The following is a 12344-nucleotide window of genomic DNA, read 5'->3' as shown; positions in this document are numbered from 1 at the left end:
ACATGAAGATCGCCCGGTCGGGCTTCACCCTCATCGAGATCATGGTGGTCCTCATCCTGATGGCCATCGCGGGGGTGCTGGCTTTCCCGGAGGTCCGACGGATGTACGACCAGGCCCGGGTGGACGCGTCGGCCCGGGAAGTGGCCACCTTCCTGAAGCTGGCCAAGAACCGGGCCCTCAGCGAGCAGGTGGCCATGGGCGTCCTCATCGAGCCGGGGGCCCGGTCGCTGCGGCTGCTCAAGGAGGACGGCTCCGAGGTTCAGAAACTGGTCCTCGCCGAGGACATCGAGATCCCCCGGGTCGTCGTCGACCGCCAGCCGGACGAGGTCGAGGGCGACCAGCCCGAGGACGAGGACCAGGCGGAACAGGAGCGGATGCCGCTGGTCTGGTTCTACCCGGACGGGCGGTGTTCCGGGGTGGCCCTGGTCCTCAAGCAGAAAGCCGGGAGGGAGTTCCGGCTCAAGACGGACGTCCTGACGGGCGTGACCCGGATCTTCAAGTCCAGCGACGAAGGGTTCAAAGACGAGGTGTTCAAACCATGACGGGCTCCGGGCGGCGGGACGGCCGCGCAGCTTTACCGGCGGCGGGCTTCACCCTCATCGAGGTGATGGTGGCCGTGGTGCTCCTCGGCCTGACCTTCGGTTCCGTCTTCCAGGTGATCGCCCTCTCGTTCCGCAGCATGGAGCGCCGGGACATGTCCCACCAGGCCATGCAGTACGCCCAGAACAAGATGAACGAACTGCTGGCCTCCGAGGAGGTCTACCAGGCCGGGCACCTGTCGGGGGCCTGGAACGAGCATTTCCACTGGCGGGCCGACCTGGTGCTGCGGGAGGTCGACGACCTCAAGATCGACCGGACGCGCCTCACCACCCGGCTCCTGGACATCCGGATGACGGTTTTCTACAAGTACCGCGGCACGGAGAAGGACGTGCGGCTTTTCTGCACCAAGGTGGTGCCCAAGCCCAAAATTGGTCAGAGGGGGTACCTCGGTGGCTGACCCTCGGCGAACCCCGTCACGGAAACTGCGCCCCGCTGGCTTCTCCCTGCTGGAGATGCTGGTGGCCATGACCATCCTGGCCATCGTCTGCACGCTCCTGTTCTCGGGCTTCCACATCATCACCCGGGCGTGGCGCAAGGAGCAGGTCCGGACCGAGGAGGGCGAACGCATCCGGAGCGTGTGCGAGCTGATCCGCCGCCAGGTGTCGTGCTGTTTCCCGGCGGTGCCGAAGGAGGACCCCAACGCGCCGAAGCCCCAGGTCACCGCCGACCAGCCCCAGTCGCGCTTCATGGGTCACCGGATCCCCTTCTTCCAGGGCAGCTCGAACCGGATGACCTTCGTGAGCCTCTACTCGCTCCACCTGTCGCGCCTGCCGGGGTTGTGCCTCATCACGTACGCTTTCGAGTCCTCCCGGAAAGGCAGCGGCATGGACCTGGTGGAGTACGAGACCCAGTACACCTGCGAGGACCCGGAGTTCGGCCCCACCGCCGTGGCGGGAGGGGGCGTCCGGGACGAGGACAAGCTGCGCCGCGTCCTCCTGGAGAACCTCGACGACGCCGCGTTCGAGTACTTCGGCGCCGACCTCAACGACGTCGGAGTGAAGGCGGAGGAGGAAATCCGCCAGGAGTGGCGGACCGAGTGGAACTCCAAGCGCATGGGCACCCTCCCCGACGCCGTCCGGATCAAGTACAAGCAGGCCTCGCGGATCCCGTCGCTCCGCGGGGAGGGCGAGTTCCTGATGCAGATCCGCAGCCGCGGCAACATCATCTACCCCGTCCAGAGGAGGTTCACCGGTGTGCCGATGTAACCGGGAGGGGTCCATCCTGGTGGTCATGCTGTGGATGCTGATGGTGGTCAGCGTCCTGTGCATCTCCTTCTCCAAGACCATGCGCGTGGAGGCCCAGACCTCGGCCAACACCCTCCTGATCACCAAGTGCCACTACCTCGCCCAGGCGGGGGTGGCGGAAACCATCTACAAGCTCATCGTCTACACCCTGGAGACCAGCGACCGGCTCTTCAACCCCCAGCAGCAGGCCGAGATCGAGCCCCTGGACATCGAGAAGGGGAAGGTGATCCTCCACACCGACCTCGGGGACGCCGAGACCGACATCACGGACGAGAACGGCAAGATCCACCTCAACTACGCCGACAAGGAACTGCTCATGAGCCTGCTCCTCAGCCTGGGGGTGGCGGAGCAGAAAGCGGACATGATCTCCGACTGCATCCTCGACTGGCGGGACCCCGACGACGACCACCACCTCAACGGTGCGGAGACCCCCGAGTACCAGGCGATGGGGCGGAACTACCGCGTCAAGAACGCGGAGTTCGAGACCGTCGAGGAGTTGCTCCTGGTCAAGGGGATCAACAAGAACCTCTTCTACGGCCGCTACGTCCGGGGCCAGGGGGGGAAGCCCGCGTACATGTACGGCCTGAACAGCTGCCTGACGGTCTACGGGACCCCGGCGGGCATCAACGTCAACTCGGCCCCGCTGCCCGTCCTCATCGCGCTCGGGTTCCCGCCCGAGATGGCGGCGTCCATCATCTCGCAGCGCACCACCAAGCCCTTCCGCGACCAGCAGGATTTCGCCCTGCGGGTCCCCCAGGCGCCGGGGATGGACCAGCTCAAGGCCCCCATCATCACGCGCTCCCCGATCCAGTCCTCCTTTTTCTCCCTCGTCTCCACGGGGAAGCTGAAGGACTCCACCATCCGGAAGCGCATCTACTGCGTGGTCAAGCTGGACGCCGGCGCGCCGCTCCGGCACTCCATCGTGTACTGGAACGAAAATTACTCCGTACAGGAGCAGGTTGAAAAATGAGTGTCACTCTGAAAACCGCCATCGGTGTCTACTACCAGGAGGACCTGATCGATATCGAGGTCGTCACCAAGACGTTCTCCGAAGAGCAGTTCCTGGGGAACCTCGCCCTCACGGGCACCGCCCGCAAGGACCCGGTGCTGACCCGGATGGAAGTGCAGGGGTTCTTCGAGAAGCTGAAGGTCGTGCCGGAAGGCGCCCTCCTCGCGCTCGGGCCCGACCAGGTCGCCTTCCGCCACCTCTCCCTGCCCCCCGAGGCCGAGGAGAACCTCGACCAGGCCATCCAGCTCCAGCTGATGAACTTCGTGCCCTCGGAACTCGAGGACTTCTGCATCGAGAAGATCATCCAGCAGGGCAAGGAGAAGACCATCGAGGTCGACCTCTACATCATCCCCAGGGAAAAACTCCTCAAGATCGTCGAGTTCCTGAAATCCCTGGGGATCACCGTCGGCGGGGTGACCCTGACGGCGTTCGGCCTGGAGGGCTTTATCAACCGCCGCGGCAAGCCGCCCTGCCCCTACACCTTCGTCGCCGACCTCGATTTCAATCACTTTTCCATCTACCTGTTCCGGGACGGGAAGTTCAGCTACTTCAAGCTGGCCTGGATCAACCCCATGGACAAGAACCTCCAGAACGTGCTCAAGGAGGTCGAACGCTGCGCCTCGCTCTCGCAGATGGAGGGGGAAGCGGACATCGAGGTCTTCGTCAACCTGTCCGACCCCAACTGGGAGGACAAGATCAACCCCGCCGAGTACCCCTTCATCCGTCACCTGACGGAGTGCTCCCCCTTCCCCGCCCGGGCCCGGGGCGACATGCTGGGCCTGGCGGCCGCGTGCCAGGCGCTCCAGACGGCGGAGCCCGAGATGAACCTCCTCCCCGCCGAACTCCGGCCGAAGCCGTCGCGCCTGGGGGCGGTCCTGGCCATCCTCCTGGGCTGCGCCCTCGTCGTCGGGCTGCTGCTCAACGTCTCCCTGGAGAAGTACACCGGCCTCGAGCTGAAGAAGGCGCTCAAGGCCAAGTCGGCGGACCTGGACAAGGAGTACGGCGCTGTCCTGAACCTCAAGAGGACGGTCACCGAGGCGGAGAAGAAGCTCGAGTCCTACCGGTTCGTCCTGAAGAAGCCCCAGTCGGACCTGGTGGTCCTGAAGGACCTGACCGACAAGATCAACGTCAGTTCCTACCTGTTCGACTACGTGCGCTCGGACAACCTGGTGATCGGCGGCTACACCGACTCGGTCCTCAAGCTCCAGGGGCCCGAAGCCCTGGGGTCCATCAAGTACTTCCGCAAGATCATCCCCGAGGGGGCCATCAACAAGATCCGCGTCCCGGGGGAGCCCAAGGGCGGCAAGCCCACCTACCGCGAGCTGGAGAGCTTCCGATTCAACATCCAGTTCGCCGACGGGCCGACGAAGTGAAGGAGGCGCCGATGCAGACCCTTTCCAACCGTACCGAACGCGAGGTGGCGGCATGAGTGCGATAAACAAGTCTGAAGGCTGGCTGAGAGTCTTCTTTTTCTGGAACCTGCTGTGCGTCGTCACCTTCCTCTTCCTCATCTTCTTTTACGCGTTCACCGAGGTCCCCCTGGTCGGGGACGACTCGCCCATCGGCGGCGGCAAGGTCCTGGTGCTGGTGGGGCTGAACACGTTCTGGCTCATCCTGTGCCTCTACCTGCTCCTCCGGGAGAAGCCGTACGGCTCGAAGACGGTCCAGGCCCTCCTCGGGGCCGTCGTCCTTTCGAATCTCCTCTGGTTCGTCGTGTACGAGGTGGAGATGATCGAGGGGTGGGCCTTCGTGGTCCTCTGCAGCGCCTGGCTCGCCTACCTCCAGTTCTCCCGGCGGGTGAAGGCGGTTTTCCGGCTGGGGAAGGGCGGTCGGCGGGAGTACGTCCGCCGGGCCATCATGACCGGCGGGCTGGCCGTGCTGGTTTCCCTCGCCCCCATGCTCTACTGGGACGAGTCCGACTTCGGCGAGGAGAAGAAGCAGGAAGAGGAGACCATCCGTTCCCTGAGGGACGTCATCGTCCGCAAGCAGGCCGCCATCAACGAGAAGGGAAATTATCAGCGCAAGCTCGAACGCCTCGAGGCCGACCTGAAGAAGGCCTCCGGCTTTCTGTTCACGGGGGATTCGGAAGCCGTTTCCGCCGAGCTTCTGAAGATCGTCACGGACCGGGCGACGGCCAACGGGATCGGCATCACCCGCATCGACCAGGCGGTCAAGCCCGAGCGGATCCCGAAGGACGTGGTCGACAAGGACCCCTTCCTGGCCGACTTCCTCCGGGTCAAGGTGGTGGCGTACATCAAGTGCACGCCCGACCAGCTGGCCAAGCTCCTCGAGAGCCTGGAAAACCTGGACAAGTTCGCCTACGTGGAACGTCTCGACGTCAAGTCCTTCAGCGTCGCCCCCGACAAGACGGTGAATGGCGTCCTCTACCTGTCGACCTACATCTTCAAGCCGGAAAAGAAGGAAACGGACACCAAGAAGAAGGAAACCCGGGTCTGAGCCCCAACCCGCTCAGGGAGGTGCAATCATGAAAAAGTACGTGCTGATCGGCGTCAACCTCGTCCTGCTGATCTTCGGGGTCGCCCTTTTCATCGTCTATTCGCAGGACCTCAAGACCTGGCAGAAGACCAACAGCGTCGGCAAGCTGATGGAGGAGATCGCGAAGCGGCAGAAGAAGGCGGTCCAGAACTTCGACGTCCCGCTGATCGCCCTGCCGAAGACCACCGTCACGCCGGACGTGGTGGCGGTGATCGGGGAGAAGAACCTCTTCCACAAGGACCGGAACTCGGTGATCGTCGACCCGGCGCAGATGCTGCCCCCGCTCCCGCCGGTGCAGCTGAAGAACCCGCCCCAGATCAAGTACATCACCCGCAAGGGGGAGGTCGACTACGTGGGCGTCAAGCCCCAGAACGCCGGCGGCAAGGGCTACCCGGACGAGCTGAAGGTGGGGGACTTCTGGGAAGACAAGTGGCGGGTGACCAGCATCGACGACAAGGGCTTCAACCTGCTGTGGGACGACCCTCAGCGGGCCAAGGACGAGGAGATCCGCGGCCTGACCGCGCAGAAGTACGAGGAGTTCATCTCCAAGCCGACCCGCCAGGCTTCCGGGGGGCCGGGGGGCCACGGCGCCTTCCCCGCAAACGTTCCCCGCGGGGGCGGCGGGGCCATCGGGCAGGGCGTGGTGACCATCAACGGCTCCGGCGGCGGGGGCGGCGGGGTGGTGACCATCGGGTCCGGGGGGACCAGCGGCGGCGGACGGATGGCCGGCGGGCCCGTGGCGGCGCCTTCCGCGGCCTCGGCCCCGACCCCGGCCGTCAAGGTGATGTCCGGGGGTGGGGCCGCCGGCCCGGCGTCCGGCCGCCCGGGCGGCGAGCAGGCCGGGCCCGGCGGGCGCGGCGCCACCGCCCGCGACGTGTTCGGGACCTCGATCAACTCGGGCGGGGCCACCCGGTCCCAATCCCCGTTCGGCGGGGCAGCCTCCACCCAGCGCACGAACCCGTTCAACCAGCGCCGGAAGAACTAGAAGCACCGTATGCCATACCGGAAAACCGAGCAAGGAGTTCATGATATGAAGAGATTCCCGTGGAAACCGTTCACCACGTGCCTCGTCCTGGCGGTCCTGGCCTTCGGACTGGCGCCGGCCCAGGACGACCCCGACAAGGTGCCCCCGAAGGTGAAGGAGCGTCCCCCGATGCGGCCCAGCGTGATGCGTCCCGCGGGCTCGCCCACCCCGATCCCCTTCGGCCCGGGCGCACCCGCCCCCGGGATCACGCCGTCGCCCGATTCCCCCCAGGGACCCGAGCCGGCGCCGTCACCGTCGCCGCGACCCTCGCGGCCGGTGTCCGACGGCCTCAGCCGGTCCTCGTCGGGCGCGGGGTTCAACCTCCAGATCTACGATGCGGACCTCTTCGACTTCATCGACCTGATCTGCAAGCAATTGGAGATGGACTACCTCATCGACGCCAAGGTCCAGGCCAACAAGGTCAACATCAGCATCAAGAAGCCGGTTCCACGGGAGGCCTTGATGCCCATCCTGATCGACATCCTCCGCATCAACGGGGCGACGATCGTCAAGTCCGGCGAGATCTATCACTTCGTGCCCATCCAGGAAGGCAAGAAGTACCCGTCGGAAATCAAGCGGATCAAGGGGCGGGAGGACGTGGTCGGCGAGGAGCTCAACACTTACATCATCCCCGTCCAGTTCATGCCGGCGGGCGAGCTGGCCCGGATCCTCGACGAGTTCAAGACGGACAACACCCAGATCATCAACCTGGAGACCTACAACATCCTGATGATCTCCGACTTCGGCGACAACCTCAAGAAACTGCTCGACATCGTCGAGATCCTGGACAACGGTTTCTTCGAGGTCAACATGCTCGAACTCGTCCCCATCCAGTTCAACAAGGCCGAGGACGTGACCAAGGACCTCACGGTGGTCTTCAGCGCCGGGTCGAACAGTACGGGCATCAAGTTCATCGCCGTTCCCCGGCTGAACTCCGTGCTGGTGGTCTGCCGCACCCCGAACGCCATGGACCAGGTCAAGAAGTGGATCGAGAAGCTGGACGCGCCGGCTGCCCGGGGCGTCGAGACCTTCGTCTACAAGGTGGAGAACACCACGGCCACCAACATCGCCGACATCCTGGGCCAGCTTTTCGAGGACATGGGCGCCCAGACCGGCGCGGTAGGCCCGCGTCAGAAAACGGTTGCCACGGGCGAGGCCTCCACCACCGCCAGCGGCCAGCCCAGCGTCCCCATGGGGGGGCAGGTCATCCAGCCCGAGCTGAAAGGGACCACCAAGGGCGGCGAGGGCGTGGCCATCCAGGGCCTCTCCGGCAACGTCAAGATCATCTGTGACGACCTGAACAACTCCCTGATCATCCAGGGCACCCAGGCGGACTACGAGTTCCTGCTGAAGACCATCAAGAAGCTCGACGTGCTGCCCCGCCAGGTGCTCGTCGAGGCCAAGATCATCGCCGTCCAGCTTCAGGGCACCCTCACCTACGGGGTCGGGGCCTGGCTGAAGGGGCGAGGCGACGCGGACGGCAACGACATCTATCCCCCCACCCAGGGCCAGTTCACCCCGAGCGACGCCACCAAGCCCGGCCTGACCATCTCCACCCTGTTCACCTTCGGCCTGAACGGGCAGCGGCAGGTGGACCTGCTCCTGAACACCCTCGAGTCCATCACCAAGGTCCAGGTGCTCGACTCGCCGGCCCTGCTGGTCCTGGACGGCAACCAGGCGACCTTCAACGTCGGCGACGAGATCCCCATCGCCACCAGCAGCTTCACCAACCCCTACCTGGGCGGGACCACCCCCGACAACAACCAGTACAACATCACGAACACCCAGATCCAGTACCGCTCCACGGGCGTCAGCCTCAACGTGGCGCCCCGCATCAGCGCCGCGGGCGTGGTGACCATGGAGATCGCCACGGAGGTCAGCACGCCCGGCGAGGCCTCCAAGGGCCTGGCCGGTTCGCCTCCCATCAGCCGGGCCGCCCTGAACACCACCATGGTGGTCCAGGACGGCGCGTCGGTGGTCCTCGCCGGGATCATCCGGGAGCGGGACGGCACGTCGGTGGCCGGTCTCCCCGGCCTGAGCCGCATCCCCGTCCTCGGCTGGCTCTTCGGGGATTCCAGCAAGAGCAAGACCCGCAACGAACTCCTGGTGATCCTGACGCCGCACGTCATCCACACTTCCGAGGACCTCATCAAGACCTCCGACGCCGTGCAGCACAGCCTCAAGAACATCAACAACTTCATTCGCAACAAGAAGAAACACCGCGAGTACGGCGTCTACCAGCCCCCCGAGGAGAAGAAGAAGAAGGACAAGAAGAAGGACGAGGCGAAAAAGAAGAAGAAGGAAGACGGCAAGAAGGAAGAAGCGAAGGACGGCGCCGGCGATGAAACCGCGGCCGTCGCCCCGCCGGAGCCCAGGCCCTCCGCCGACACCAACCCGGACAAGGAGAAACCGAAGGACCCGGAGAAGATCGATATCCCGGAACCCGCGGCGGACCCGGCGAAGAAGCCGGAGCCGGAGCCGGAGCCCCCGAAAAGCTCGGCCCGAACCCTGCCACCGGAGTCCCTGGCGGGCCCGCCGCCACCGGGCGCTTGAACGTCCCCGAACACGGAGGGAGCCGAAAGGCTCCCTCTTTTGTCGAAAAAATAGCAACTTTCAATTCCGTCCCAGATCAATATTATGTGGACCGTCTGATCTGTGAGAGAGAACAGCGTGACAGAGAATGCCTCCATGGGAAATTGCCTCGAGGATCTCATTCGAAAAGCGGCAGTTGGCGACATCGAAGCGAGGCATGAGCTTTACGGGATCTTTGCACAGCGGATCTTCAACTTCATCCTGAGCATGGTGAAGCGCCGGGAAGACGCGGAAGACATCACGCAGGACACCTTCGTGCTGGCTTTCCGGGCGCTGCACACGCTGAAGGAGGCGGGGCGCTTCGAGCAGTGGCTGTACCGGATCGCCCGCAACGAGGCCTACCAGCGGTTCCGGAAGCGGCGGACGGAGGAAACGGTCTTCCCCGGCGCCTCGACCCCCGAGGGCGACGACGCCGACCCCACCGAGAACTCCCGGAACCCGGAGGAGCGCGTGCTCGGGGACGAACTGGCGACGGTCGTTCAGAGGGCGCTGGACACCCTGCCGCCGAAGCTGCGGGAAGTGTTCATCCTGTCGGTCATTCACGAGAAGAGCTACAAGGAAATCGCTCAGATCGTGGGCCGGTCGCTTCTGGCGGTGAAGACGGACATCTACCGCGCCCGGGTGTTCGCGAAGGATTCGATTCGTCACTATCTCAAACAGGGTTGAGCGATGGCCTGTCCGAAAAAGAAAATCATCCTCCGAGCCTCCAGCCGGTCTTTCGACCCGGCCCTGGCGGAGCATATCCGGCGGTGCGGGCCCTGCGGCGACCTCGACCGCGAAGAAGCGGCGATGGACCGCCTCTTCCGGGAGCACGCCCCCCGACACCGGCCTTCCCCCGAACTCTGGGGACGGATCGAGTCGGCCCTGGCGGCGGACGCCGGCCGGGTGACGGCCTTCCCCTCCCGGCCGAACCGGGCGTTCGCCCTCCAGACCGCCGCGGCCCTGGTCCTCGTCCTGCTCTCTGCCCTGCTGTGCGTCTTCACGGTGCGGGAGCAGCAGGTTCGCGAAGACCGGCTGATCCTGGTCGCCATCGACCGGCACTACCACGCCGCGATGCACATGGTCTCCCCCACGGGCGAGAATCCCTTCCAGGTTCAGCGGGAAGTGGAGACCGGCGCGGCGGCAACGGAGGCGGAGAACCCCTTCCTGGCCATCAACCAGGCGGACCCCCGGATCGCCGACGGGGAGAACCCGTTCGAGAATCCATGGAAAATGAACGAGACAAGGAGATAGATCATGAGCGCCCTTTTTCACAACCATCCCGTGCCCCGCATTTTGCGGGTCGTGTTGAAGGGGGTGTTGCTGCTGGCGCTGGCGACGGCTGCTGTTCCCGGGCAGTCCGCCCCCGGGCCCTCGGTCGATGACGCGACCCTCCGGCTCCTCTCCATCGCGGAATCGCAGCACGAGATCATTCAACTGCTGATCCAGAAAGGTGACTTCAAGCGCGCGATGCAGGAGTTCCGGGTCATCATGGACCTGCGTCTGCCCCTCCGCTTCGAGGAAGCGTTGATGAAGGAGACCGTCATCGTCGCCCGGAAGATCTACGACCGCGGGCAGAAAGAGATGGCCTACCAGGTCCTCGAGATCGGCTTCCGGCAGCTCCAGGTGACGGAGAACAAGGCCCGGGTCCTCAACGTGAAGGCGGGGATGCTCAAGAACGACGGCCGCCTGGAAGAGGCCATCGAAACCTATCGTGCCGAGGTCGAACTCCGGGAGAGCGGCCTGGGCAGATAACGAAGTCGTTTCTCAGGAAGGTTGAACTAAAATTCGATTGGTAAAAAGTTTTTTCTTGACAGTACCGAGCGGGCGGTGCTATCGTGAGAAATGGAAGACGACGGTTTTAGGATTCCTGTGAAGTCACTCGCCGTCAAAACATTGATCGTCGCCCTGGCTCTGGCCTTCAAGCCGGCGCTGGAGTGGGGGTCCGCCCCGGCCACCGCGCAGAGGCCGGCGGGTCCCTCGTCCCGGGCCGTCCTGAACCTCCCCCTCGCGTCCGAAACCGCGAACGGGACGCGGCTGCTTCCCGTGGGCTTCGCCGGGATGAGCGACTCCCTCTGGCGCCGCTTCGAGCAGCCGGTTTTCAATCACCATTTCGGCCTGATCGGTGCGCGGGGGCCCTCCAGCCGTCCCGACGCCGGCGTTTTCGCCGCCATCGATACGGGTCTGCTGGAAATCGGGCAGACCGGTTTCGCCGTCGGTTCCTCCCCCGCGGCCGGCGGGCGGGTCGATGTCGCTGCCGTGTCCGCCTCCCGGCCGGGAGGCGTCGCATCCGCCGTCACGTACCCGTTCGAACTGCTGGCCGCCGTGGTGGACGACGGGTGGATGGACTCCCTCGATCTCGACGAGGGGAACCCGTTCACCATGCTCCTGTCCAGCAATCCCGCCCGACCCACGGCAACCATCGACGGGGTCGTGGACGTCGCGACAGACGTGCCGACGCCTCCCCCCAACGGGCAGGCCGACCCCCCGGCCAACCCGCCGGACCCGGACCCCGACCAGGGGACGACGACCCCGACCGATCCCCCGCCGGCGGCCGAGACTCACCCCGAGGTCCTGATCTACAACGGCGCCTATGTCCTGAAGGCCAGTCGCCTCGACGACACCCACTTCCAGGTCGACGACCGGGTGATGTCCATTCAACCCTTCTTCTCGTCCCTGGACATGGCGGACAACTGCTTCCTTCTCATGGACGACATGAACGACGACCGGGTGAACGAGGCCGTCTTCGTGGGCCGCAACTCCGGCCGCATCGTGGTCCTGTTCAACCCGGGCTACGAGTGGACGGGCGTGCAGTGCTACCAGATCGCCCCGCCCATCACCTCCGCCGGTTTCATGCGCCTGCTGCAGCCCCTCTCCTCGGTGCGGAGCAAGGGGGATTCGGCGGGGGCCGGTGGCGGGTCCCAACTCCTCGTCTACTCCTCCGAGCGCAATTGCCTGACGGTCTTCTCCCAACCCGGAGGCCTCGTCCTGGATGCGCAACTCTGCCTGCCCATGCCGTCCGGTTACGACGGGATGGCATGCCTCGACGTGAACGGCGACGGTTTCGAGGACCTCGCCATGCTCAGCATGGCCCGAAACGCCGGCGTGCTCCTGCTCAACGACCGGGGGGCCGGTTTCCAGCCTTCCGCCACGCAGTTGCCGATCTACCAGCAGCAGGTGTTCTCCTACGCCCCCGCGGGCGGTTCGGACACCCAGTCCATCGTCCTCTTCCGGATCGGCCGCCAGGCGTTCGTCTACACCTTCAACCCCCTCCCGGGGGTCCCCCGCCTGCTGGCCGTCGTCGCGAACGTGCGCCGGCACGAGTGCCTCGTCTTCGGTGATTTCAACCGTGACGGAGTCGTGGACACCGCACTCGCCATCGCCCAGTAAAGGCCCGCCG

The 12344-nt window shown here is 65.1% G+C and carries 12 protein-coding genes; all 12 read left to right on the top strand.

Annotated features, from left to right (window positions below; translation table 11 throughout):
* Positions 1–2: 2 nt before the first annotated feature.
* The 12 genes from KA419_10665 to KA419_10610 all read left to right on the top strand — a co-directional run bounded on the left by KA419_10665 (position 3) and on the right by KA419_10610 (position 12334).
* Complete coding sequence (locus tag KA419_10665; GenBank protein MBP7866402.1) at positions 3–542, top strand: prepilin-type N-terminal cleavage/methylation domain-containing protein; 540 nt, start codon at positions 3–5, stop codon at positions 540–542.
* On the top strand, positions 539–997 hold the full coding sequence (locus KA419_10660) for a type II secretion system protein (GenBank protein MBP7866401.1): 459 nt from the start codon (positions 539–541) through the stop codon (positions 995–997). The genes KA419_10665 and KA419_10660 overlap by 4 nt, the downstream gene beginning before the upstream one ends.
* On the top strand, positions 990–1805 hold the full coding sequence (locus KA419_10655) for a prepilin-type N-terminal cleavage/methylation domain-containing protein (protein MBP7866400.1): 816 nt from the start codon (positions 990–992) through the stop codon (positions 1803–1805). Before KA419_10660 ends, KA419_10655 begins: the two co-directional genes overlap by 8 nt.
* Positions 1792–2814, top strand: coding sequence for a general secretion pathway protein GspK (locus KA419_10650; protein MBP7866399.1), 1023 nt, complete (start codon positions 1792–1794; stop codon positions 2812–2814). The genes KA419_10655 and KA419_10650 overlap by 14 nt, the downstream gene beginning before the upstream one ends.
* Positions 2811–4226 carry a hypothetical protein gene (locus KA419_10645; protein ID MBP7866398.1) on the top strand — a complete coding sequence of 472 codons (1416 nt, stop codon included), beginning with the start codon at positions 2811–2813 and terminating at the stop codon, positions 4224–4226. The genes KA419_10650 and KA419_10645 overlap by 4 nt, the downstream gene beginning before the upstream one ends.
* Positions 4227–4278: 52 nt before the next feature.
* Positions 4279–5310 carry a hypothetical protein gene (locus KA419_10640; GenBank protein MBP7866397.1) on the top strand — a complete coding sequence of 344 codons (1032 nt, stop codon included), beginning with the start codon at positions 4279–4281 and terminating at the stop codon, positions 5308–5310.
* A gap of 28 nt (positions 5311–5338) precedes the next feature.
* Entirely contained in the window at positions 5339–6334 is a 996-nt protein-coding gene (locus tag KA419_10635) for a hypothetical protein (protein MBP7866396.1), read from the top strand.
* A 45-nt stretch (positions 6335–6379) separates the two neighbouring features.
* Entirely contained in the window at positions 6380–8926 is a 2547-nt protein-coding gene (gspD, locus tag KA419_10630; protein MBP7866395.1) for a type II secretion system secretin GspD, read from the top strand.
* Between the two features lie 117 nt (positions 8927–9043).
* Complete coding sequence (locus KA419_10625) at positions 9044–9631, top strand: sigma-70 family RNA polymerase sigma factor (protein ID MBP7866394.1); 588 nt, start codon at positions 9044–9046, stop codon at positions 9629–9631.
* A 3-nt stretch (positions 9632–9634) separates the two neighbouring features.
* The gene (locus KA419_10620; protein MBP7866393.1) at positions 9635–10198 is read left to right on the top strand and encodes a hypothetical protein; all 564 of its coding nucleotides are present in this window, start codon (positions 9635–9637) and stop codon (positions 10196–10198) included.
* A gap of 3 nt (positions 10199–10201) precedes the next feature.
* Positions 10202–10699, top strand: coding sequence for a hypothetical protein (locus tag KA419_10615; GenBank protein ID MBP7866392.1), 498 nt, complete (start codon positions 10202–10204; stop codon positions 10697–10699).
* Positions 10700–10816: 117 nt separating this feature from the next.
* Positions 10817–12334 carry a hypothetical protein gene (locus KA419_10610; protein ID MBP7866391.1) on the top strand — a complete coding sequence of 506 codons (1518 nt, stop codon included), beginning with the start codon at positions 10817–10819 and terminating at the stop codon, positions 12332–12334.
* The last annotated feature ends 10 nt before the right edge of the window (positions 12335–12344 follow it).

Source organism: Acidobacteriota bacterium, assembly GCA_018001935.1.
Classification (GTDB): domain Bacteria; phylum Acidobacteriota; class JAAYUB01; order JAAYUB01; family JAAYUB01; genus JAGNHB01.
Note: the sequence above shows the minus strand (reverse complement) of the source record. Positions and strands in the feature narration are given on the sequence as shown.